The 21,460-nt window shown below is 57.4% G+C and carries 22 protein-coding genes; 6 read left to right on the top strand and 16 right to left on the bottom strand.

Translation table 11 applies throughout. From position 1 onward, the window contains the following. Nucleotides 1–29 precede the first annotated feature (29 nt). Nucleotides 30–1,031: an NAD(P)/FAD-dependent oxidoreductase gene (locus DQG13_RS14315; RefSeq protein WP_113020449.1), complete on the top strand. Its 1,002-nt coding sequence runs from the start codon at nucleotides 30–32 to the stop codon at nucleotides 1,029–1,031. A gap of 165 nt (nucleotides 1,032–1,196) precedes the next feature. Here the strand turns inward: DQG13_RS14315 and DQG13_RS14310 are convergent, their stop codons facing one another. The 8 genes from DQG13_RS14310 to DQG13_RS14275 all read right to left on the bottom strand — a co-directional run bounded on the left by DQG13_RS14310 (nucleotide 1,197) and on the right by DQG13_RS14275 (nucleotide 10,128). Continuing rightward, nucleotides 1,197–2,450 (bottom strand): Zn-dependent hydrolase, encoded by a 1,254-nt coding sequence (locus DQG13_RS14310; RefSeq protein ID WP_113020448.1) that lies wholly within the window; start codon nucleotides 2,448–2,450, stop codon nucleotides 1,197–1,199. Between the two features lie 25 nt (nucleotides 2,451–2,475). Further along, the gene (locus DQG13_RS14305; protein WP_113020447.1) at nucleotides 2,476–3,429 is read right to left on the bottom strand and encodes a 2-hydroxyacid dehydrogenase; all 954 of its coding nucleotides are present in this window, start codon (nucleotides 3,427–3,429) and stop codon (nucleotides 2,476–2,478) included. Nucleotides 3,430–3,774: 345 nt separating this feature from the next. Then, nucleotides 3,775–4,548 carry a (S)-ureidoglycine aminohydrolase gene (gene allE, locus DQG13_RS14300; protein WP_113020470.1) on the bottom strand — a complete coding sequence of 258 codons (774 nt, stop codon included), beginning with the start codon at nucleotides 4,546–4,548 and terminating at the stop codon, nucleotides 3,775–3,777. A 68-nt stretch (nucleotides 4,549–4,616) separates the two neighbouring features. After that, a complete protein-coding gene (locus DQG13_RS14295) occupies nucleotides 4,617–5,888 on the bottom strand; it encodes a M20 family metallo-hydrolase (protein ID WP_113020446.1) in 1,272 nt (423 codons plus the stop codon). A 44-nt stretch (nucleotides 5,889–5,932) separates the two neighbouring features. Continuing rightward, entirely contained in the window at nucleotides 5,933–7,312 is a 1,380-nt protein-coding gene (gene allB, locus DQG13_RS14290) for an allantoinase AllB (RefSeq protein ID WP_113020445.1), read from the bottom strand. A gap of 73 nt (nucleotides 7,313–7,385) precedes the next feature. Next, nucleotides 7,386–8,504 (bottom strand): ABC transporter substrate-binding protein, encoded by a 1,119-nt coding sequence (locus tag DQG13_RS14285; RefSeq protein ID WP_113020444.1) that lies wholly within the window; start codon nucleotides 8,502–8,504, stop codon nucleotides 7,386–7,388. Nucleotides 8,505–8,526: 22 nt separating this feature from the next. Continuing rightward, complete coding sequence (locus tag DQG13_RS14280) at nucleotides 8,527–9,390, bottom strand: ABC transporter permease (RefSeq protein WP_113020443.1); 864 nt, start codon at nucleotides 9,388–9,390, stop codon at nucleotides 8,527–8,529. 12 nt (nucleotides 9,391–9,402) lie between these two features. Beyond that, nucleotides 9,403–10,128: an ABC transporter ATP-binding protein gene (locus DQG13_RS14275; RefSeq protein ID WP_113020442.1), complete on the bottom strand. Its 726-nt coding sequence runs from the start codon at nucleotides 10,126–10,128 to the stop codon at nucleotides 9,403–9,405. A gap of 198 nt (nucleotides 10,129–10,326) precedes the next feature. Between DQG13_RS14275 and DQG13_RS14270 the strand changes: the two genes are divergently transcribed. Beyond that, nucleotides 10,327–11,994, top strand: a complete 1,668-nt coding sequence (locus tag DQG13_RS14270) for a PucR family transcriptional regulator (protein ID WP_113020441.1) — start codon at nucleotides 10,327–10,329, stop codon at nucleotides 11,992–11,994. Nucleotides 11,995–12,015: 21 nt separating this feature from the next. Here the strand turns inward: DQG13_RS14270 and sda are convergent, their stop codons facing one another. The 4 genes from sda to DQG13_RS14245 all read right to left on the bottom strand — a co-directional run bounded on the left by sda (nucleotide 12,016) and on the right by DQG13_RS14245 (nucleotide 14,303). Next, nucleotides 12,016–12,168, bottom strand: a complete 153-nt coding sequence (gene sda, locus DQG13_RS14265; RefSeq protein WP_113020440.1) for a sporulation histidine kinase inhibitor Sda — start codon at nucleotides 12,166–12,168, stop codon at nucleotides 12,016–12,018. 299 nt (nucleotides 12,169–12,467) lie between these two features. Continuing rightward, the gene (locus DQG13_RS14260) at nucleotides 12,468–13,460 is read right to left on the bottom strand and encodes a phospholipase D-like domain-containing protein (protein ID WP_113020439.1); all 993 of its coding nucleotides are present in this window, start codon (nucleotides 13,458–13,460) and stop codon (nucleotides 12,468–12,470) included. Between the two features lie 185 nt (nucleotides 13,461–13,645). Next, on the bottom strand, nucleotides 13,646–14,005 hold the full coding sequence (locus DQG13_RS14250; RefSeq protein ID WP_113020437.1) for a HesB/IscA family protein: 360 nt from the start codon (nucleotides 14,003–14,005) through the stop codon (nucleotides 13,646–13,648). An 85-nt stretch (nucleotides 14,006–14,090) separates the two neighbouring features. After that, a complete protein-coding gene (locus tag DQG13_RS14245; RefSeq protein ID WP_113020436.1) occupies nucleotides 14,091–14,303 on the bottom strand; it encodes an aspartyl-phosphate phosphatase Spo0E family protein in 213 nt (70 codons plus the stop codon). 284 nt (nucleotides 14,304–14,587) lie between these two features. On the opposite strand from DQG13_RS14245, the gene mqnE reads away from it, so the two are divergent. Genes mqnE through DQG13_RS14230 form a run of 3 tightly spaced genes read left to right on the top strand, consistent with a single transcriptional unit; the run spans nucleotide 14,588 to nucleotide 17,712 of the window. Continuing rightward, on the top strand, nucleotides 14,588–15,688 hold the full coding sequence (mqnE, locus tag DQG13_RS14240) for an aminofutalosine synthase MqnE (RefSeq protein ID WP_113020435.1): 1,101 nt from the start codon (nucleotides 14,588–14,590) through the stop codon (nucleotides 15,686–15,688). Nucleotides 15,689–15,708: 20 nt separating this feature from the next. After that, a complete protein-coding gene (locus DQG13_RS14235; protein WP_113020434.1) occupies nucleotides 15,709–16,611 on the top strand; it encodes a M23 family metallopeptidase in 903 nt (300 codons plus the stop codon). A gap of 36 nt (nucleotides 16,612–16,647) precedes the next feature. After that, nucleotides 16,648–17,712 carry an NAD(P)/FAD-dependent oxidoreductase gene (locus tag DQG13_RS14230; protein ID WP_113020433.1) on the top strand — a complete coding sequence of 355 codons (1,065 nt, stop codon included), beginning with the start codon at nucleotides 16,648–16,650 and terminating at the stop codon, nucleotides 17,710–17,712. On the opposite strand, the gene DQG13_RS14225 is transcribed toward DQG13_RS14230, so the two are convergent. Beyond that, nucleotides 17,700–17,936 (bottom strand): YuzB family protein, encoded by a 237-nt coding sequence (locus tag DQG13_RS14225; RefSeq protein WP_113020469.1) that lies wholly within the window; start codon nucleotides 17,934–17,936, stop codon nucleotides 17,700–17,702. The two genes, DQG13_RS14230 and DQG13_RS14225, sit on opposite strands and share 13 nt — an antisense overlap. Before the next feature lie 90 nt (nucleotides 17,937–18,026). On the opposite strand from DQG13_RS14225, the gene DQG13_RS14220 reads away from it, so the two are divergent. Next, nucleotides 18,027–18,272, top strand: coding sequence for a NifU family protein (locus tag DQG13_RS14220; protein WP_113020432.1), 246 nt, complete (start codon nucleotides 18,027–18,029; stop codon nucleotides 18,270–18,272). Between the two features lie 86 nt (nucleotides 18,273–18,358). Here the strand turns inward: DQG13_RS14220 and DQG13_RS14215 are convergent, their stop codons facing one another. The 3 genes from DQG13_RS14215 to DQG13_RS14205 form a co-directional block, all read right to left on the bottom strand. Next, nucleotides 18,359–19,081 (bottom strand): Cthe_2314 family HEPN domain-containing protein, encoded by a 723-nt coding sequence (locus DQG13_RS14215; RefSeq protein ID WP_113020431.1) that lies wholly within the window; start codon nucleotides 19,079–19,081, stop codon nucleotides 18,359–18,361. Nucleotides 19,082–19,120: 39 nt separating this feature from the next. Further along, entirely contained in the window at nucleotides 19,121–20,881 is a 1,761-nt protein-coding gene (locus DQG13_RS14210) for a UbiD family decarboxylase (RefSeq protein ID WP_113020430.1), read from the bottom strand. A 159-nt stretch (nucleotides 20,882–21,040) separates the two neighbouring features. Continuing rightward, a complete protein-coding gene (locus DQG13_RS14205) occupies nucleotides 21,041–21,385 on the bottom strand; it encodes a thioredoxin family protein (protein ID WP_113020429.1) in 345 nt (114 codons plus the stop codon). Between the last annotated feature and the right edge of the window lie 75 nt (nucleotides 21,386–21,460).

Here is a 21,460-nt window from a genome sequence, read left to right as displayed (position 1 = left end):
ATTGCAAACTTCTAAAGGGGAGCTATAGTATGGATGATTCGAACGTACAAAACATGACCGATTTGATCGTAATCGGGGGCGGGCCCGCAGGTATTTTTGCCGCATTCTACGCCGGCATGCGCCATGCAAGCGTCAAACTGATTGAAAGCATGCCCCAGTTGGGCGGCCAGCTGGCTGCATTGTACCCGGAGAAATACATCTATGATGTAGCGGGCTTCCCGAAGGTACGCGCCCAGGAGCTGGTGGATTCCCTTGTCAGCCAGATGAAGCAATTCCCGGTATCCGTCCAACTGGAGGAAAAGGTGCTGAACGTGGCCAAAAAGGATGACCGGCTGTTTGAGGTTACAACCGACAAGCAGGTTCACACGGCCAAGGCTGTTATCATTACGGCAGGGGCAGGCGCCTTCGAGCCCAAGCGATTGGATTTGGCCGAGGCCCGGCGTTACGAAAAGAAAAATCTTCATTACTTTATTCAAGACCTGTCCAGCTTCAAAGGAAAGCGGGTGCTGGTCAGCGGCGGCGGCGACTCCGCAGTGGATTGGGCCATGATGCTGGAGCCGGTGGCCGAGCAGGTAACGCTGATTCACCGCAGAGACAAATTCCGCGCCCACGAGCATAGTGTGGAGCAGCTGATGAAGTCCCGGGTGCAGGTGGTAACCCCCAAGGAAATCACTGCCTTGCACGGAGAAGAGTTCATCGAAGCTGTTACCATTAAGGATACCAAGTCCGGCGAGGAAACCCAAATGCCGGTGGATGCGGTTATCGTCAATTACGGCTTTAATTCTTCCTTGGGGCCCATTGCCGATTGGGGCATCCATATCGAGTCCGGCTCCATTGTGGTGGATACCAAGATGCAATCCAACATCGAGGGAATTTTCGCCGCCGGGGATATCACCACTTATCCGGGCAAGCTGAAGCTGATCGCCGTGGGTCTGGGCGAGGCGCCTACCGCCGTGAACAACGCCAAGGTGTATCTGGACCCGGACGCCCGGCTTTCTCCCGGCCACAGCAGCAGCATGAAATTTCATTAATTGATGGATTCATAATGTACAACGTACAAAACCGCCGGTTATACCGGGAGCCGCACCTTCCCCGCCAGAGCGAATCTGACGGAGGGTGCCGCTTCCCGGAGCCGGCGGTTTTTTTGGGCATACGTGGGAAATACAAAAGCGGGAATGCAGAGCAAGCGGGTCTGTCTACTCCATCGCCATCCGGAGCAGAGCCTCGGCCAGAATGTCCGTCCCTTTGGCAATATCGCCGTACTCGGTAAATTCATCCGGATTATGGCTGATGCCGTCCTTGCTGGGGACAAAAATCATCGCAATGGGCGCAAACCGCCCCACCATCATGGAATCATGGAAGGCCCCGCTGACCATTTTGTGGTAAGGGATCTCCTTCTTGATGCAGGCCCCCTCCAGAAGGGCCAGAATAGCCGGATCGGAGTGGGTGGGCAGATCGTCGTTGATTTGCCGGATGTCCAGCTCCACCTGCCTGCGGGCCTCCACCTCCCGGAAGAATTCCTTGAGGCCGGCCACCAGCCTGCTTTTGGTTTCATAGTCGCTGTCGCGGATATCGATGGAGAAATGGACCAGGCCGGAAATAACGTTGGAGGCATTGGGCACCACCTCCACCTTGCCTACCGTGCCCACCGTATCCGGGCTGGAGGAAGCCTTGGCCAGCCGCTCCAGCTCCAGGGCAATCTCGCAGCAGGCCAGGAAGGCGTCATGGCGCAGATGCATGGGCGTGCTGCCCGCATGGGATTGCTTGCCCCGGACGGACACCTCAAAATTGGTGGGAGCCGAGATGGTTTTGACCAGCCCGATGGGCAGACCCAGGGATTCCAGCACAGCGCCCTGCTCAATGTGCAGCTCAATAGCGCCGCGAACCGCGCCGCGGGCAACGGGAATATCCTTGAAGCGGGACAGGTCGTAGCCCAAATCCGCCAGCACCTCCGCCAGGGTGCGGCCCTCTTCATCCCTGAGGCGCTCTGCATCCTCCAGGGTGAGGGCCCCTGCCAACGCGCGGCTGCCCAGGCAGTTCAGCCCGAAGCGGGTAGGCTCCTCGGAGGTGTACACCACCACCTCAATGGTCCGGACAGGCGTAATTCCGGCAGCGCGGATCAGGCGCACCGCTTCCAGCCCCGCTACCACACCCGCCATGCCGTCATACATCCCGGCCTGCAGCACCGTGTCGATGTGGGACCCGGTCCAGACCGGGGCAAGGGATGGGTCACTGCCCGGCAGGGCGGCGAAGATATTGCCGATGGCATCCTCCCGGACGGTTAATCCCAGGGCAGCCATCTCTTCCTTGATATAGCTCCGTCCGGCAACCTCCACCGGCGTAAACAGCACCCGGGTGGTCCCCCGGGACGGATCGGAATTAAAGGTGTCCAGCTTCTCCAGAATCCGCTGGATATTGGCGGCCGAAGCCGGTTCGCTCAGCAGCTTCATCCATTTTCCTCCTCCCGATTATCTGTCAGCAGATCACATTCTGGGGTGCTGCCGCCAGCCATTTTTCCACATTGGCAAATACAATCTGCGCCCGGGTATCCATCGCCTCGTGGGTGGCAAAAGCCACATGGGGAGCCAGCACCGTATTGGGTGCCCCCACCAGCGGATGGTCCGAAGGGATGGGCGGCTCCATCTCGAATACGTCGACCCCGGCTCCGCCCAGCTTCCCTTCCCGCAGCGCCTGGGCCAAGGCGGCATTGTCCACCACCGGTCCCCGGGCGGTATTGATCAGCACTGCGCTTGGCTTCATCAGCCCAAGTCGCCGGGCGTCGATGAGCTGCCGGGTTTCTTCGGTCAGCGGCACATGCAGGGAGACAATATCCGCCTCCTGCAGGAGCGTATCCAAATCCGTATATTCGATGCCGCTCTCCGCCGCCCCCTGCTTTTTGCTCCGGCTGTAGGCCAGCACCCGGCAGCCGAAGGCTTTGGCGATCAGCGCGGTTTTCAGGCCAATGGCTCCCGTGCCGACGATTCCGAAGGTTTTGCCGTACAGCTCATAACCCACCAGCCCGTTCTTGGTCCCTTCCGTCCGGGTGGCCTTGTCGCAGGGGACAAGCCGCCGCAATACGGAAATCGCCAGTCCGAAGGCAAGCTCCGCCACCGCATGGGTGGAATAGCCGGCTGCGTTGCACACCCGGATGTCCCTCTCCCGGCAAGCCGCCAGGTCCACATGATCCACCCCGGTGAAGGCTACCGAGATCAGTTGGAGGGAAGGACAGGCTTCAATCACTTTGCGGTTCAGCGGCAGATTGGAGATCAGCACCACGTCAGCGTCCTTCGCACGCTCGATTAATTCCTCATCCTTCTCCGTCCGGGTGTCGTAATAGGTGAAGGTGTGGCCCGAGGCTTCCAGCCCCTTCGCCAATTCCCTGACTCTAGTCTCGGGTATCCCCAGCGGTTCCAGCAGCACAATATGCATCGTTCTTTCTCCTTTTCCAGTTCAAATTGGTTAAAGCTTCCGCCGTTTTACCGCCGCCCACACTGCTCCGACACTCGTATTTTCGCATCGGGGGTTGGCCATGGGTTCTCCGCGATTTTCTAACGGCGGTGAGAGACGCTATTCGCCTCCAAAACAGGAGGACGAAAACCTAACGGAAGCAGGAGACGTTATTTGACTAAAATCGGGCTTCCCGTAGGGAGAAACGGTCCAATAGCGTCTCTGGCCGCCGTTAGATTTTTTCCAGCATCATTTTCGCCGAAATAGAGGCTTCTACCGCCGTTAGAGCTCCCCTGGGTGTAATTTGAGCCACATCCCGCCCGTCATTTACAGTTCAAAGCTTACATCCCGGTTGCAATCCTTGGAATAAATATACGTGAACGGCCCCCGGCCCACTCCATAGGAGGCTTGCGGCACATACGGGCCGAACCAGACGAAGTCGCCCTTTTTGATGGGGGACCACTTGTCGTCCAGCAAATAAACGCCCTCCCCCTCCAGCATGTACGCTCCGTGCTCCTGGACATGGGTCTCCACGAAGGGATGGCAGCCCCCCGGGGCAAAGGACAGAATGTGCATGTTCATATCGAAGCCCAGCTCCGTGGGAAGCAGGTCCTTGATGAACACATTCTCCATGCCGTCATAAATCCGGAAGGGAATATCGTTGGCATTGCCCCAGCAAATATCCGCCCGGGCCCCCTCCAAAGGGATATACCGCTGCTTGTACAAAAGAAGCTGCGCCGCCTCCCCCGTGTGGTTGCTGAAGCGGATTCCCCCTGCTCCCGCCGGGCTGAACACATAGCCGCCTGCGGTCAGCTCCCGCTCTTCTCCCGCCACCGTGACGTGGCAGCCTCCCTCTGCGCAATACAGGAAGGACTCCACCTCCGGTTCATCCGCCAGCGCCTTGCCTGTGAAGGCTCCCGGCTCCGCTGCGATGATATATTGGACGAAGCCCGCTCCCATCTTGGGCGAGGCCACAATGCTCACCTTGCAGCCGGAAACTCCGGGAATCACATTATTCACCAGACCGGTAGGGGGGATGACCGCATATAATCCATGCTTGATGACAGCCCGCGTCGATAAAATATCATTCGGATATCCCATAACAGCCTCCATTATATAGTATTTTGCCCTCTGTCGCCTCCTCCTGCGGGAAACCCGGCAGACGGCCGTTAATATGCCCGTTTATAAAGCCACTCCGCCAGCACCTCCACACCCGCAGCAAGCTCGGCCGTACTGCTGGATTCCAGCGGAGAATGGCTGATCCCGTTATGGCTGGGCACAAACAGCATGGTGGACGGGCAGATCCGGCTGATCACCTGAGTGTCATGCCCGGCCCCGCTGAACATGTGGCGCCAGGGCAGCCGCTTCGCCTCGCAAATGGCCGCCAGCTCCGCATTCATGGCCGGATTCATGCGGACGGGAGCCATGTCCATCCACTCCTCCACCTCCACGGTGAGCTCGCGCTCCCGGGCAATGGCCGCAAAGGCCTGGCGCAGCTCCAGGCAGAATGCCGCGAGCCGGTCCGCCGCCGCATCCCGGACATCTACTGTAAAATACACCTGTCCGGGAATCACATTGGAGGAGTTGGGCAATACCTCCAGCTGGCCCACCGTGGACACGAAGGGCTCCGGCTCGTTCTGGGCCCGCCGCTCCACCCAGCCGACCATGGCGCAAGCCCCGGCCAAGGCGTCGTTGCGGTATTTCATGGGTGTGGTTCCGGCATGGTTGGCCGCTCCCTTCACCCGCACCGTGTACCTTTTTTGGCCGACAATCCCTACTACAACGCCTATGGTTTTGTTCTCCTTCTCCAGCACAAAGCCCTGCTCAATATGCAGCTCGATAAATTCCGCAATATCCCTGCGCTCCGGCGGCGGGTAGCGCTTCTGGCCGAAGCCCGCTTCCCGCATGGCCGCCGCCAGGGTCACGCCCTCCTTGTCGGCCACCTCCGGCACAGCGCCAAGGCTGTAGCGCCCGGCAATATTGCCTGAGCCCCAATAGGCAAGGGGAAACCGGCTTCCCTCCTCCTCGCAGAAGGATACCACTTCAATGGTGCGCCGGGGGGCGCCGCAGGTTTCCCGCAAATACCGGAGGGCCAGCATGCCGGCCAGAATGCCGTAGGCTCCGTCAAATTTGCCGCCGCAGTTGACGGTGTCCACATGGGAGCCGGTAAGCAGCACCCCCATGTCCCGGTCCGTTCCGGACAGACGCCCGTACAGGTTGCCGCAATCGTCATAATACGGTGCAAGGCCCAATTGGCCCATTTTCGCCTCCAGCGCCTGCTGGGCCAGCTGCCAGGCGGGGGTATACAGCAGGCGGGTTACGCCCCCTTCCGCCGCTTGGCCGAATTGGGCCAGCCATTCAATGGCGTCTTCGATATCCGAATGGAGGCGCGAACGGCTGCTCTCCGACATAGGCAGATTTTGTTTATGAACGTTCCCCATCCAGGGCCACCCTTTCGACAAGTTGCAGTTGATGGTTATACGGGTTATACAGAAACGCGGTGCGCTTTTGCCAAAAGAAGCCCTTGGGGGGCTCCGGCAAAGCCCCGCGTTTTTTCATACACGACTTTTCCTCTTAGCACCGTTTGCTTGACCCGGCAGTCCAGGGTCCGGCCCACATAGGGATTTTGCTTGTGGCGGTCAAACAGCTGCCCCCGCTCCAATACATACGGGGCGAATTCCACCAGAGCCACATCCGCATCCGCCCCTACGGCAATTTCGCCTTTGCGGGGATGAAGCCCGAACCTCTCCGCCGGATGGGTGGACAAGGCGCGGCACAGAAGGGGCAGCGGAAGACCGCGCCGCACATGCCCCTCGCCCAGCAGCAGCTCCAACGAGCTTTGGGCGCCGGAGATGCCGCCCCAGATTTCAAACCAGCTGGCGGCTTCCTTCATATCGGGAGGGCAGGGGGAATGGTCGGAGGTAATCATGTCGATCTCCCCCCGGCCAAGAGCCTGCCACAAGCCCTCCTGCTCCTTCCCGGAGCGCAAGGGCGGCGCGCATTTGGCCAAGGGACCGATGCCCGTCATATCGTCCTCCGTCAGCACCAGATAATGGGGGCAGGTTTCCAGCGTCACATCCTGTCCGGCCAGCCGGGCCAGACGGATTTCCTCCACCGCCTCGGGAGTGCTGATGTGGACAAAATGCAGGGCGCAGCCCGTTTGCGCGGCATAGAACAACGCCCGCTTCACCGCCTCCACCTCCGCGTATACAGGCCGGGACCGGGCATAATCCAGGGCCGACACCCGGCCGCTGGCGGTCATATGCGCCGTCATGGCCGAGACGATCTGCTCGCTTTCCGCATGGAGCGCCAGGATCTTGCCCAGCCGGGCGATCTCCGCCATCCCTGCATACAGCGTGGCGTCATCCACCTCCCGGAAGGCCCCGTCCTGCTTGCCGCCGGCAGCGGACAGAAAAGCCTTGTAGCCTACCACCCCCTGCTTGGCCAGCGGCTCCAGCTGCTCCAGATTGCCGGGAACCAGTCCGCCCCAGAAGGCATAATCCACCCGGGAGCGGTCCTTGGCCAGGCTCTCCTTCAGAGCCAGCGCTTCGGTGGTAGTGGTGGGCGGCAGCCCGTTTAAGGGCATATCGAAGCAGGTGGTGCAGCCTCCTGCGGCCAATGCGGCGGTGCCGGTGGGGATGCCCTCCCATTCCGCCAGCCCCGGTTCATTCAAATGGACATGAATATCGATCATGCCGGGAACCGCCACTGCTCCCTCCGCCTGGATGATGCTCTCCGCCGGACCGTCCAGGGTTTCCGCAAGCGCGGCAATAACGCCGTTTTGAATGCCGATATCCAGCCGTTTCACTTCATTCTTCAGCACCACTTGCCCGCCCTTAATCACCGTATCGAATGATTGTGACATGCCCGATTCCCCCATAGGATTGAATCGGTCCCGGAAGCACTGCTCCGGGACCGGCTTTTGGATTGCGCGATAATTATTTCAGCTCCGCCTTGATCAGCTCGGGGGCCACTTCCTTCAGCAGCTCCAGGTGATGGTAGCTTTTGGGGTCCTGAAGCTCCTTGATGTTGCCTGCACCCTTCAGATATTCGCCTACGGCAGCGCCGTTGCTGTCGTTCAGATAGTTGTCGTTGACCTCCATACTGTATTTGTTCCGGTTCATAATTTCCGTCAGCTCGGCCTCTGTCAGATGAAGCTCGGGGGCCAGAATTTTGATGGCCTCCTGCCGGTTATTGTTGATATAGTCGGTGGCTTTTTTGAGCGCGCCCAGCACTGCCTTAATGGTGTTGGGGTTCTTCTCCAGGAAGCCGTCGGTGACCTGAATGGTGGTATGTACACTCATCCAGTTGACATCGCCCTTCTTCTCGGGAAGCTCCGCCTTGGTGCCGCTGAACAGGAACTTGCCGCCGCCCTGAATGGCCTTGGTAATAAACGGCTCCCAAGCAGCCATAGCGTCAATATCGCCCTTCTGCAGCGCCGTTACCGCATCGCTGGGGGCCAGATTCACATACTTGATCTTGCTGGCATCCACACCAAGCTCCTTGGCCATATTGTTGATGGCAATGACCACGTCCGCTCCGCTGGGAACCCCGATGGTTTTGCCCTCCAGATCCTTGGCGCTGTTCAGCACCAGATTCTTGCCGCCCACCACCGCCTGGGTACCGGCGATTTGGGCCAGAGGCGCCACAATCTTCACCTTAACCTTATTGGAGGTCAGAATAATGTCCATAAAATTGGTTTGTATGCTGATGGGCGCGCTGCCGCCGGCAACCATGGGGCCGATGTCCGGTCCGCTTTCGATAAGCTGGCTGGTGACCTCCAGACCGGCCTCCTTGAAGTAACCCAGCTTGTCGGCAATAATTTGCTGGGAGGAAATTTGGGCGTCGCGCACCCCAACCAGGGTGAAGCTTTTGGTTTCAATGGCGCCGCCTGCGGCCGTGGATGGGGACGGAGCTGCGGAAGCGCCGGAGGCTGCGGCGGTTGGCGCCGTGGACGGAGACGAAGCGGTCTCTTGCTCCGCTCCGCAAGCGGCAGCGAATACCATCAGGACAAGCAGCATGGACAAGGCGAATACGGATAAGCGGTTTCTCAACATGTGGTTTCCTCCAAACAATGATTTATTTTTCGATTGCATTGCGAACGCCGTTTTGCCGCCAGCTGACCATTCTTCTCTCCAGAATCCTCAGGAGATACGAAAGGATGCTGAATTCCAGCCCGATGAGAATAATGGCCACGAACATATTGCCCATTTTGAAATAATTGCGCGCATCCACAATGATGTAGCCCAAGCCGGATTTGGCCCCCATCATCTCCGAAACGATCAGAGCGGAGAAGCCCAATCCCAAGCTCACCTGCGCCCCCACAAAAATACTGGGAATCGCCGAAGGAAACACCACCCGCCAGAAGATATGGCGTTCCTTGGCCCCCAGGCACAAGGCCGACCGGATCAAAAGCGGGTTGACGGATTTCAGACCGTCCAGGGTATTGGTCAGCACCGGAATGAAGGTGGTCCAGGCGATGAGCAGGACCTTGGGCATTTCGCCGATGCCAAACCAGATAATGAAGATGGGCAGCAGCGCCAAGGCGGGAATCGGACCCAGCAGATTCAGAATGGGGCTGAGCCAATAATCCACCGTTCTGTATTTATTCATCACGACACCTACGGCTACCGCCAGAACCAGGCCGATGGAGAAGCCAAGCAGAATGCGGACGGTGCTGGCCTGAAGGCTTTCCTGGATCAGCCCGGTTTTGGACAATGCCCACATTTCCTGCAGAATGGCGCTGGGCGCAGGCAGGAAGGTGGGGTTGAACAGCTCCACACGCTCATTCAACCGGCTGAACGCCTCCCACACCAGAAAAAACACCAGGATGGGCAAAAGGCCTGCCTTATCCTTCCACCGCATCACCGGTTTTGCCCGCTCCTTCACTTCGGGAATTGCCAGCTTTGCCGGTGAGGCAAATGTTGAAGCCGATTTGTTCATCTCACATTCTCCTTATTCCAGAGTCAGGACGGACTGGATGCGCTGCACCAATTGGGTGAATTCCGGAAGGCTGCCGGAGCGCGGCCGGCTCATGGAAACCTCGAACACCTCGGCTACCTCCCCGTTTTTCATCACGAGAATCCGGTCCGCCAGATAAACCGCCTCCGATATGCTGTGGGTAATAAACAGCACCGAGGGCTTCAATTCCAGCCAAATCCGCAGCAGCTCCTTCTGCATCATCTCCCGGGTCAGCACATCCAACGCGCCGAAGGGTTCATCCATCAACAGAATATCCGGACCGCTGGCCAAGGCGCGGGCAATGCCCACACGCTGCTTCATCCCGCCGGACAGCTGGTCGGGCATACTCTCCGCATAATCCTCAAGCCCCACAAGACGGAGATATTCCATGGCGGTCTCCCGGGCGGCCGCCTTGCCCTTTCCCTGAACCGCCGGACCGAAGGCCACATTGTCTGCGATGTTGTACCACGGGAACAGGGCATGCTCCTGAAAAACCACCGAGCGCGCTTTGGATGGCCCCTTGACGGATTCCCCGTTTACGGTAATGCTGCCGCTGTCTGGCTGGAGAAATCCGGCGATCAGATTCAGCAAGGTGGACTTGCCGCATCCGCTGTGGCCGAGAATACAGATGAATTCATTGGGCTGCACCGTGAAGCTGACCCTTTGAAGCACTTTCCTTCCCCCGTACCCCTTTTCCACGTTTTGAACAGCCAGGCTCATGGATTCACCCTCTTTTTAATGTGATGTTTTATTACATATGTTTTATTGATTTCCTCCATATTAGCATATTTTCAGCTTCATTCAATAGACCATGTAAACAATATTGCACATAACTTTTGTGCATCTTGCACATTTCGCGGAATAATCATATGATATACAGTATATTGTGTTATATTCCTTAACATTAAGAGGTGGGTTATGCGGCTAAAGGAACTGTTGCAGCTGCCCGTTTACCGGGATGTCCGGGTCAGAGCCGGTGAATTGGGGTTGGAGCGCCAAGTTAAAAGCGTGAATATGATGGATGCTCCAGATATCATCCATTATCTGAAGCCCGATGAGCTTCTGCTGACAACAGCGTATGCCATGCGGGAGCAGCCTGATCAATTGCTGCTTCTCATCAGGCAAATGGCGGAGGCCGGTTGCGCCGGCCTGGGCCTCAAAACCAAACGGTTTCTTCAGGAGATTCCCAAGGAAGCCCTGAAGCTGGCGGATGCCCTCCATTTTCCGCTTATCGAGCTGTCCCTTGACCCGCCCTTGGGAGAATTGCTCCAGGAATCCCTCCGCTACATGATGGAGAAGAACAATGAGGAGCTGCGGTATGCGCTGAAGATGCACCGCGACTTTTCCACCATTATCATGCAGGGAAAAGGGAATGAATCGATTCTCCGCATGTTGGCGGAGCTGATGGAAGGAGCGGTATTGCTGGCGGACGGCCAGCTGCGGATTCTGGCTCAGGCGGGGGCGGTGACGGACTCCCTGACCGGCCGTATGCTGATTGCCCTGCCGGAAGCGGCGGGCAGTCTGGAGAAAACCGCCGCGCGCTCCACCAGCTTCTCCCTTCTGCCGGCGGACGGCGGCGCGGAGCAGGCAGAGGTTCTGGTGTATGCCATCGAGCTGCCCTATCAGCCGGCTTTCCTGATGGTGGTCAACGGCAAGAACAACCACTCCCCCTATCCGGGTCTGGCTGTGGAGCAGGCCACCAATGTCATTGGCTTTGAGCTGATGAAGCAGCAGGCGTTGAAGGAAAGGTCAAGACGCTACAAGAATGAGTTTTTTGAGGATTTAATCGAAGGAAGGTTTTCTTCCGCTGCGGAGATTGCCACGGTGGGCAAACGGTATGGAATTACAGAGGGATTTTCGTACTGGAGCATAGCCGGCAAAATGGATGAGAGCCCGGACCGGAGCTTGGGGGGATTGCTCTACAGCAGCCGCGAGGCTCTGTACGATATTCTGAAGCGGATGCTCAACCGCCATGGGCTTCCTTGCGTCCTGTTCACCAACAAGGAGCTGTTCGTCATTCTGCTCAAGTGGGAATGGCAGCGCCCGTTTACGGAAAAGCAGCTGACGGATTGTCTCCGGGACATTCAAGAGGAGCTGTACAGCGGCAATGCCGTCTCCTTTTCCTTCGGCATCGGCAACCCGGTGGAGCAGCTGACCCATATCCCCACCGCCTTCAACGAGGCTTTAGAAGCGCTCCAGGACGGCTACCAGTCCCTTCAGACCCGGTTTATACATACTTACAGAACCAGGGAGGCGGAGGAGCTGCTGAAGATGATTCCGGAGGGGGCATTAACCGATTTTTATCTGGAGAGCTTCCGTGCGGTGCTGGAGGAGGAGCCTCACGAACGGGATGAGCTGATGGCAACAGCCCGGGTATTCCTGGATACCCAGGGCCAAATTGGGGAAACGGCAAAGCGTTTGTTTGTCCACCGCAACACGGTCAGCTACCGGCTGAATAAATATGAGCAGTTGACCAGGCGCAGCCTCCGGGATTCCAATGACTCGCTCCGTTTCCGGATCGCCTTCCTCATCGGAGAGCTTCTGCAGGAGGGTCATGCGCCCGGCGCCGGGAAGCACAAGCAGTAGAGAGATGCAGGATGCAGGGCTTCAGTTGGCTTTGGCCTGGGGATGGGGGGATGGCACAGCAAGATTCCGTTCCTGGATTTCCGCACGCAGCAATTCAATGAATTCTTGGTCCAACTGCAGTTCAAGAGCACGGAGATAGGATTCGATCAGCAACTCGTTACTCAGGAGCCTCATCTACTATCACCTTCCGGGTCTTTTTGGTAGATTCATCTTAACATGATAGAGTAATCAGAACAAGCGTTCCGGTTATCCACAAAACCCTGTGTATACACTGTGGATATATTGTTGATAAGGGGCAAAAGCTGTCTGTTTCCCGGTGTGGATTTGTGGATAGAAGTTATACACATTTTGTGAACAAGTCGTATTCTGTCGGATAATTTCTTTTTGGGCGCCCTCTTTCAACAGGTTACGCCAAAAAGCCCTGCCGCAAATGACAGGGCTTCTTTTATGCTGTTGAATGGGGTTGAATGGCCTTATTTTTTCTGGACCACTCCGATTTGCAGGTCCTTGTAGTTGTCCGTGTCCGCCCACATGGCTTCAAATTGCTTCTTCCATTCCGCCACCGTTTCCGCGTTATGAATCAGCACAAGCAGCTCATCATTGGCTGTGCTGGCATTCTCCGTGTAGTTGAAGGACCCGGTTGCGCCTGTATGGTCGTCAAATACGGCCATCTTCAGATTCATCATTCCCTTGCGGGTGTTCTCCTTCACCGGGATTCCCGCGTTCAGCAAGGTTTTCAGCTTTTCCGCCTGCAGGGTATTGGTGGATTCGGAGCGGTCCGTAATGATCCGGATTTCCACCCCGTTGATCCGGGCTTGTACGATCGCTTTGACAATTTCCTCATGATTGATGGCATTGATGGCAATGTCGATGGATTTTTTGGCCCCTTGGATGGCGGAGATCAGGAGCTGGTCGGGCTTTTGCCCCGCCTGGGTAAAGGCTGTTTCCACCAGCGGTGTCGCAGTCGGGGCCGCGGTACCGGCAGGCGATTTATTGTCCTGGGTCTGGCCGACGGTTTCCTTGACGGCAGGACTGGCAAACAGCTGGCTGCCCAAGGTTATGAACACCACCACGGTCAGAATTCCCGTGATCAAATGGGAGGTATCCGGAACCGAATGATCCCTGATGCGGGGCAGAATCCGGTGGGTTCTTCCGTAGGCCCCTTCCCATCTTGCCTTCTGGCTGTCGCTTCCTCCCTTAAAGTAAGGCAGCCACCAGTTGATGATCTGGACAGCGGCGTAGGCCAGGGCCAGCACAAGCGCCACAGCGGAAGCCGCGCGGTATGAGCTGAGACTAAGCAGAAACATCAGGGCAAGGGGAATGTAATGAATGGTGAAATCGCGGCGGCGGCTCCTGGCCGACTTGCGCGACAAATCGTTTAGCCTGCCTATCGGTATGTAGTCAAGCGCCAGCCGCCAGACAAGCAGCAGGCCGGTCAAAATCGGAGCCAGCAAGGATGCGGTCATTTTGCGTTTATCCCTCCCACGGTCTCATCTATGGAATGCTTCTGCCGATTCTAGGAGCTATGCTTTATTCTATCAGATTATCGGGCCTGTTCAAAGACAAGGCTTTCCGGAAAAGCAACAAAACCCCCGCCAAAGCGACCGCAATGGGTCTGCCTCAACGGAGGTTTGAATAAGCTGGGCTGCAATCAGTGATCGCAGTTCTCCACAACGCCCTCTTCGTCCTTCATCTTGAAGGAGCTGCCGCAGCCGCAGGAGGCTACCGCATTGGGGTTATCGATGGTGAAGCCCCCGCTTAGTCCTTCTTCCTTAAAGTCAATCTCTACCCCGTTCAGATAACGGGCGCTGCTTTCTTCCACTACGACCTTGAGGCCGTTTACGGTCAATACCTGGTCCTCGGGATGCTCTTCATCATCGAAGCCCATGGAATACGAGAAGCCGCTGCATCCGCCGGGACGCACGCCAAGCCGGAGGAACAGGTTCGGCGTATCCTCCGCCTCCAGCAATTCCTTAATGCGGCCGGCAGCCGAGTCGCTGATTTGAATCATGGTCGATCCCTCCTGTGATTGTCGCCTTTAACCCCAGTATACCCTTAAGAAGGGGAGGCCCACAAGGCGAACCGCAAGGAAGCCCCTAAAACCCGCGGCCCAGGGACCGTTTGATTCGCATGCCCCCGGTCGTCAGGGCATAATATTGCAGCAGCAGCTCGTCCAGCATTTGGCTGGCCCGCACCACTGCAGGGTGCCGCACGCCCAATTCGTCGGCAAGACGGTTCATTTGGGCACGGGCGGACTCAATTTCCGACTGAATACCTTTTTCCGCATTCGGACATTCCACGCTTATCATTGATCATCCATACTCCCTATGCTCTATCGCATTTCTATATGATTCGACTCAATCCGCCACAAGTTCACCTAAAAGTTCACACAAGAGTATAGTATACAGGAAGAAAAGCGCAAAGGAAATATTCCATTCGACTCATTTGCAGAAATTCCCTCATTGGGAGATTCGTTCCTTGCCAATTTCGTATTGCCCCTTCTTATAGGGAAGTTTATAATGAAAAGATAAATTTGAATTTTTTATGACAAGTCATTCCATTCATTTCAACAAACTATCGGAGGGGTCGCGCTATGAGTATCATCATCCCCACGTCTGACACGCGCATGGCAGAAATCGCAGAGAAGGTGCATCATCAAGAACGGCTGACACTGGAGGACGGACTGTTTTTGTACCAATCCGACGATCTCCTGACCATCGGCCAACTGGCCAATGAAGTCAACCTGCGGAAGAACGGCAAGAACGTATATTTTATTGAAAATATGACTCTGTATTTCACCAATGTATGCGAAGCCCACTGCGCCTTCTGCAATTACCGCAAGGACGAGGGCCAGGAAGGGGCCTTTACCCATACCGGCGAAGAGATGATCCGCTACGTGGAGCAGCATATTACGCCGGGGGTCCGGGAGTTCCACATTACCGGCGGGCATAATGACAAGGTTTCCTTTCAATACTACAAAGACTGCATCCGCGCATTGAAGGATAAATATCCGCATGTGGCCATCAAGGCGTATACCGCGGCGGAGATTGATTTCTTCTCGCGGATCAGCGGGCTTTCTTACCGCCAGGTGCTGGAGGAGCTGCGGGAAGCGGGGCTGGATACCATGCCCGGCGGCGGGGCGGAGATTCTTTCCGACCATTACCGCCAGAAGATGCGGGTGGAAAAGGCCAACATGGAGGAATGGCTTACCGTCCACCGGACCGCCCACCAGATGGGCTACAAAACCCATGCCACCATGCTGTATGGCTCCATCGAGTCCCTGCAGCAGCGGCTGGAGCATATGATCCTGCTCCGGGAGCTGCAGGATGAGACCAACGGCTTTATGGTCTTCATTCCTCTGGCCGTCCAGCCCATCAGCCAGCAAGCAGGCATCAAACGGCGCACCTCGGCCTTCGACGATTTGAAGACCATCGCCATTTCCCGCCTGATGGTGGATAATTTCCCCCACATCAAGGCCTATTTTATCAATATCGGCACCCAGCTGACCCAGTTGGCGTTGAGCTTCGGAGCCTCCGATGTCCACGGCACACTGGTGCGGGAGCGGATCAGCCATTCCGCCGGAGCCCTTACCCCTGCGGGATTGACCCGGGATGAGCTGATCTGGCTGGTGAAGGGCGCAGGCAAAATCCCGGTGGAGCGGGATACCTTCTACAACGTCATCGAAACCTATTAACAAGGGAGATTGCAGCCCCTATGGAATGGCTGATTGCGCTATGGATTGCGATTCAATCTCTGGGCTCCGCCGCTGACGCCCAGGCTGCCGCCCTGGAGCAGGCTTACCGCCTGGAGGCCTCCTATTACAGCGGGGAGGAAGCGGCCATGCAGGCCATGGCGGAGCCGGTTGCGGTTATTCCTCCCGCCGTTTTCCAGGGCGACGCGGTGATGGTCAGGACGGAAGCAGGCGGAGAGCTGCTCTGGAGGAACCAGACGTATCCCCTGACAGAGCTGGGCAACGGCTACTATGCCCTGCTTCCGGTTCCAACCGATCTCAAACCGGGTACCTATACCATAGGGGGAGCCGCCCAGGAGGCCAAGGTGACGGTCAAGGCCAAGTCCTTCGATACGGACCGGCTGACAGTAACCAAGGAACAGGAAAGCATGTGGCAGAATACGGAGCGGATCAATGCCGACCAGAAGAAAATCGATCTGGCCCGCAGCAAGTCCGTCCCCGAGGTTCTATTCAAGGAGCCTTTTGTTACGCCGGTTAAAGGCAGGCTTACTACCCCCTACGGGTATACCCGCTACGTCAACGGGGTATTCAACAGCATCCACCGGGCCATCGACCTGGCGGCCCCTACCGGAACGCCGGTGCTGGCGGCCAACGACGGCATAGTGGTGCTGGCGGAGGAATTGTACCTGACAGGCAACTCCATCTATTTGGATCATGGCATGAATTTATTCTCCCAATATGCCCATATGTCCAAGCTCCATGTCAAAGCGGGAGACAAGGTCAAAGCCGGGGATAAAATCGGCGAAGTGGGCAGCACGGGCTTTTCCACCGGCCCCCATTTGCACTTTACCTTCTGGATCGGGAATACAGCCACCAATCCGGACCGTATATTGGGCCGGACGCCATTCAATTGGCAGGAACGCTGAGGAGCGGAAACGTAAAACGAGAGAGGGGTGGGAACCATGAAGAAGCTGGTTATACTTGGGGGCGGCTACGGCGGGATGGCGATTGTCCGCCAGCTGCTGGAGAAGGATTTGCCGCCGGACACGGTGATTTATCTGGTGGACCGGATGCCGTATCAGGGGCTGAAGACGGAATATTATGCCTTGGCTGCCGGTTCAGCGGCTGAGCATCGGCTTCATGTGGCATTTCCCGTCCACCCCCACCTCATTCTGTTTTTCGGGGAAGTGACGGAAATCAGCCTGAAGGAGCGGCTTGTCTATCTTCAGGACCAGGACCCCATTTCCTATGATTGGCTGGTGATCGGCTTGGGGTGCGTGGACCAGTATTACGGCATTCCCGGCGCAGCGGAGTTTACCCACAGCCTGCAGACGCTGGGAGCCGCCAGACGGACCTATGTGGCCCTTCAGGAGGTCCGCCCATATGGACATGTCACCATTATCGGCGGGGGCTTAAGCGGTATAGAGACGGCCTCGGAGCTTAGGGAGTGCCGTCCCGATCTCCATATCCGGATTCTTGACCGGGGCGGCGGGATTCTGGCCGCATTCCCGGAGAAGCTGCGGTTGTTCGTCCATGAATGGTTTCTGGAGCATGATGTGGAAATCCGTTCCCAGGTGGAGCTGGAGGAAATCCGGGAGACGGAGATTCTGGAGGGCGGCAAAACTCTCCGTTCGGAGGCCACCGTTTGGACAGGAGGGATTCAGCCTGCACATCCCGTTCAGGCCCTGGAGGTAAACAAGGATGAGACGGGACGCATCCGCCTGGACAGCTATCACCGGATTCCCCAATTTCCCGAGGTGTTCGTAGTGGGCGACTGCGCCAGCCTGGTCTTTTCCCCCAGCGCACAGGCGGCCATTATCCAGGGCAAGCAAATCGCAACCGTGATAAGGGCTGTCTGGGACGGGGTTACACCCGCCATCAGCCCCTTGAGACTCCGGGGAACGCTTGGCTCTCTGGGCAAAAAAAGCGGCTTCGCCCTCATGGGCGACAGCACGGTAGTTGTGGGCAAGGTGCCGCGGACGTTAAAAAGCGGGGTGCTGTGGAAATCGCGGCATCATTTCGGATAGAGGGCCGCAATGGCTTCCTCCAGACGGGCAAGCAGCTCCGCCGCCGTTTCGGCCCCGATGAACTGGCCGTCCAACAGCGCGTAAGGCCCTGCATAGCATTCGCCGCAATTGCCCAGACAGCCGTATTCCAGCACATCATAGTCCGGATTGGCTTCGAGCAGCTTCATCACCTGCGCGGTGCCATGATGCATATTGCTTGAGCAGAATTCAATCAGAGGTCTCATCATGACCGTCCTTTCCGTCGCTTTTCACGTGTTTGTTTTTACTTTTACGTTGCTTGTAATATAATAAGGGAAAGAAAGGAGTTGAAGCAAATGAGCGAGAACCAAGAAGTAGTAGCCTATGATGAGGTACTGGAAGTTCTGGATAAGCTTCGCCCCTTCCTGCAGCGGGACGGCGGAGACGTCGAGCTTGTGGACGTAGAGGACGGCATCGTGAAGCTGAGATTGATGGGCGCATGCGGAAGCTGCCCTAGCTCCACCATCACCTTGAAGGCCGGCATTGAACGCGCCCTGATGGAAGAGGTTGACGGCATCAAGGAAGTTGTACAGGTATTCTAATTGATACGCAAACAAAAACCGTTCCCGAATGCATTGCGTTCGGAGAACGGTTTTTTTATACTCACACGGTGTTTACGGGAATGGACTTACGTGCGGACGGAGCCTTTGGCGTGATTGAATACGATCACAATGGTGCGGCAAACCATCTCGAAGCTTAACGCCAGGTCGGACAGGTTCTGCAGCACATTCTCCACCTTCTGCCTGCCGTCGGCATGGGTCTGGCGTTTGACCCGGAGCATATCATCCACCATCTCCGCGTTCAGCAGGTGGATTTCCATATTGCGCTGGCTGCGCAGCCGCTTCAGCGGCTCCTGATACCGCTGCTTCAGCTCGTAAAGACGCTCCTCCAGCGGGGCCTGCACCTTTTTGTCATGCATCTGGCGCAGCACGGTGAAATAGGAGAATCTGGCCTTCACCCTGCCTGTGCCGAGCCCGTACAGCTCGTCCAGAAAATACCCCAGCTTGTCCAGAATGGAGAACACACGGATAAACGCATTTTTGTAAAAATACAAATAGCGGCGGTATTTCAGCCGTTCCTCCGGGGACATATCCTCCACGAATGAAGCCTCGATGCCGCGGCCGAAGGTTTCGGCGCAGAATTTGCTCTCCTCCAGCTCGTCCAGCGCATCGGCAAATCCCCGGGTCCACAGCTCCAGCCGGGGAATCTCCTCCCCGTTGCGGCTTTGGGAGGCGCGGCCTCCCGGACCCACCCTTCCCAGCTTCTCCAGATACAGCTCCAGCGCGCGCAGCGCCTTTTGCATGTCGCCCTGTTCAGACCGCGGGGCAGCGTTCAGCAGTTCTCGAAGCAAAGGCCCGATCTCCTTCCCGGTGCTGTAGTTGTGAAAATGCTATTTGAAATATTCGCTCCAGCGGCTGTCCACCAGCTTCACAATATCCTCCCGGGGAATCACCTCGTCCGGATACCCCGGCTTCATCCGGGCATCGATGACAAGGGGCAGGCGGTAGGCGATATGGTTCATCTCCACCCGGGTCTTGGCATGAATATCCGTGGCCGGATTAAAGCGGGTGAATACGGTCCACAGGAAGGCGGTCTGGTTGGCGACAATGGAGGTGTCATCCGCCAGGATCACCAGGGGCCAGCGGGCCAACTGGTCCGAAGCGGTTTCGGCCAGCCGGGCGGCCAGCTCCGGGTCCTCGCTGAAGGAGGCGCCGGAAACCAGCAGGCAGCCTTTGCAATACGCCTTGGCATCCCGGATTCCGGGGATAACGCCTCCGTCATATGCCCCCGGCAGGGAGCGGACAGGCTCTCCCACGCCCAGAAGCAGCGCCTTGCTGCCGTGGTTCAGCCGTCCTCCCGTATAATCCAGGGTATCATGGGAGGTATGGTTGAAAATCAACAGATCGGTAACGGGGTTAAACCGCTCCAGCACCGTCTCCAGAAGCACATCAATCCGCTCCAGCTCCACCGGCCGGTCGGTAACAATCAGGAACTTGGTGAGGGTCAGCTGGCCCTGGCCGAAAATGGCGAAGGCGGAGGCCAGCGCTTCCCGGCGGTAGCTCTCCCGGACCACCGCAGCGGCCAGGGCGTGAAAGCCCGTTTCCGCGTAGGTCCACAGCTCCTTGACCCCCGGCATAGCCATAGGAAAAGCCGGAGACAGCAGCCGCTGGAGGAATTCGCCCAGATAATAATCCTCCTGCCGGGGCTTGCCCACCACGGTAGCAGGGTAAATCGCGTCCTTGCGGTGCCAAATATGGTTTATGTTAAACACCGGAAAATCATGCGTCAGGGAATAATATCCGTAATGGTCGCCAAAAGGACCCTCGGGCCGCCGGACATGGGGCTCGACTCTGCCGGAGATGGCGAACTCCGCCTCCGCCACTACCTTGTGGCCGCCCAAGGGGTTATCCGCCAGCTTCAGCTTGCCGCCCTGGATCAGGGAGGCCACCAGAAGCTCCGGCAGCTGCTCCGGCAGCGGCGCAATGGCCGAGGCGATCAGCGCAGGCGGGCCGCCCAGGAATACCGTTACCGGCAGGGCCTCGCCCCGCAGCTCGGCTTCGTGGTAATGGAAGCCGCCGCCCTTGTGGATTTGCCAGTGCATCCCCGTTGTATCGCTGTCGAACACCTGCATCCGGTACATGCCCAGGTTATGCTGATGGGTTGCGGGATGCTCCGTGTATACCAGCGGCAAGGTCACAAAAGGTCCGCCGTCCTCCTGCCAGCTGGTGATAACCGGCAGCTTGGACATTTTGTCCCTGCGGTCGCAAACCTGAAGCACCGGCGCCGCCGCCTGGCTGACGTTCCGGGTTCCCACCTTGACCAGGTCCAGCAGCAGGGAGCGCTCCTTCCACAAGGCTGCCGGCTTGGGGGGAAGCAAGGTATGCATCGCCTCCACCGCCTGCTGCATCAGCTGCTCCGGGCGTGTGCCGAAGGCCAGATTCACCCGCCGCTGGGTGCCGAACAGATTGGTAACCACCGGGAAAGCGCTGCCCTTCACATTGGTAAAAAGAAGCGCCGGCCCGCCTTCCTCAATGACGCGGCGGTGAATTTCCGCCAGCTCCAGATTGGGGTCCACGGCCGCGTCAATAATGGCAAGGTCCTTTTCCTTCTGCAAAACCTCAATGAACTGTCTCAAATTCTCAAACACCACGGACAAGGGCCTCCCCGCTGATTATGTATAGGGATATTATATCGGCTTTTGCCGGATGAAGCCAATTTTCACTCTGCTTCGCCCATATGCATACGCCAAAAAGCCCGCCTCCAAGGATGGAGACAGGCGCTCATGCCGGCGCATGACAACCGGCGCAGGTTATTTCCCCAAGGCTTCGGCAACCTGCAGGGACCGGTCCAGGAATTCCTCAATTTCCTCCCGGTTTTTCCGGAGCTTGGAGACGAAGCGGGTAATCTCCTGCCCTTGCCGGAACACGATAAAGCTGGGAATGCCCAGAATGTTCAGCTCGGAGCACAGATCCGGCAGATCGTCCCGGTCCACGTGGACAAAATCCAGCTTGCCTTCATATTGCTTGATCAAATCGGGCATAAAGGGCTCTATATAATGGCAGTCCTTGCACCAGGTGGTTTTGAAAACAGCCACCACCGGCAACGCTCCGTTGATGACGCTTCTGAATTGCGCGTCCTCTTTTATTTGCTGCATCTTTCATCCCTCCTGAACGCAGTGTGTGTTTACGCTTCTTTTATAGCACCGGACACCGGCGTTGTCAAATTTGGG

It is taken from the genome of Paenibacillus sp. YN15 (assembly GCF_003285005.1).
In the GTDB taxonomy this organism is placed as follows: domain Bacteria; phylum Bacillota; class Bacilli; order Paenibacillales; family NBRC-103111; genus Paenibacillus_AR.
The sequence above is the reverse complement of the archived record's forward strand: the minus strand, read 5'-3'. Positions and strand labels throughout refer to the sequence as shown.

What these genes read in the sequence shown, in the direction of transcription:
- DQG13_RS14280 (WP_113020443.1), bottom strand. Translation starts at nt 9,390, where the DNA reads ATGAACAAATCGGCTTCAACATTTGCCTCACCGGCAAAGCTGGCAATT.
- DQG13_RS14260 (WP_113020439.1), bottom strand. Translation starts at nt 13,460, where the DNA reads ATGACCGCATCCTTGCTGGCTCCGATTTTGACCGGCCTGCTGCTTGTC.
- DQG13_RS14220 (WP_113020432.1), top strand. Translation starts at nt 18,027, where the DNA reads ATGAGCGAGAACCAAGAAGTAGTAGCCTATGATGAGGTACTGGAAGTT.
- DQG13_RS14245 (WP_113020436.1), bottom strand. Translation starts at nt 14,303, where the DNA reads ATGATAAGCGTGGAATGTCCGAATGCGGAAAAAGGTATTCAGTCGGAA.
- DQG13_RS14250 (WP_113020437.1), bottom strand. Translation starts at nt 14,005, where the DNA reads ATGATTCAAATCAGCGACTCGGCTGCCGGCCGCATTAAGGAATTGCTG.
- DQG13_RS14310 (WP_113020448.1), bottom strand. Translation starts at nt 2,450, where the DNA reads ATGAAGCTGCTGAGCGAACCGGCTTCGGCCGCCAATATCCAGCGGATT.
- DQG13_RS14275 (WP_113020442.1), bottom strand. Translation starts at nt 10,128, where the DNA reads ATGAGCCTGGCTGTTCAAAACGTGGAAAAGGGGTACGGGGGAAGGAAA.
- allB (WP_113020445.1), bottom strand. Translation starts at nt 7,312, where the DNA reads ATGTCACAATCATTCGATACGGTGATTAAGGGCGGGCAAGTGGTGCTG.
- DQG13_RS14285 (WP_113020444.1), bottom strand. Translation starts at nt 8,504, where the DNA reads ATGTTGAGAAACCGCTTATCCGTATTCGCCTTGTCCATGCTGCTTGTC.
- DQG13_RS14305 (WP_113020447.1), bottom strand. Translation starts at nt 3,429, where the DNA reads ATGCATATTGTGCTGCTGGAACCGCTGGGGATACCCGAGACTAGAGTC.
- mqnE (WP_113020435.1), top strand. Translation starts at nt 14,588, where the DNA reads ATGAGTATCATCATCCCCACGTCTGACACGCGCATGGCAGAAATCGCA.
- DQG13_RS14235 (WP_113020434.1), top strand. Translation starts at nt 15,709, where the DNA reads ATGGAATGGCTGATTGCGCTATGGATTGCGATTCAATCTCTGGGCTCC.
- sda (WP_113020440.1), bottom strand. Translation starts at nt 12,168, where the DNA reads ATGAGGCTCCTGAGTAACGAGTTGCTGATCGAATCCTATCTCCGTGCT.
- DQG13_RS14270 (WP_113020441.1), top strand. Translation starts at nt 10,327, where the DNA reads ATGCGGCTAAAGGAACTGTTGCAGCTGCCCGTTTACCGGGATGTCCGG.
- DQG13_RS14295 (WP_113020446.1), bottom strand. Translation starts at nt 5,888, where the DNA reads ATGGGGAACGTTCATAAACAAAATCTGCCTATGTCGGAGAGCAGCCGT.
- DQG13_RS14315 (WP_113020449.1), top strand. Translation starts at nt 30, where the DNA reads ATGGATGATTCGAACGTACAAAACATGACCGATTTGATCGTAATCGGG.
- DQG13_RS14205 (WP_113020429.1), bottom strand. Translation starts at nt 21,385, where the DNA reads ATGCAGCAAATAAAAGAGGACGCGCAATTCAGAAGCGTCATCAACGGA.
- DQG13_RS14230 (WP_113020433.1), top strand. Translation starts at nt 16,648, where the DNA reads ATGAAGAAGCTGGTTATACTTGGGGGCGGCTACGGCGGGATGGCGATT.
- DQG13_RS14225 (WP_113020469.1), bottom strand. Translation starts at nt 17,936, where the DNA reads ATGAGACCTCTGATTGAATTCTGCTCAAGCAATATGCATCATGGCACC.
- allE (WP_113020470.1), bottom strand. Translation starts at nt 4,548, where the DNA reads ATGGGATATCCGAATGATATTTTATCGACGCGGGCTGTCATCAAGCAT.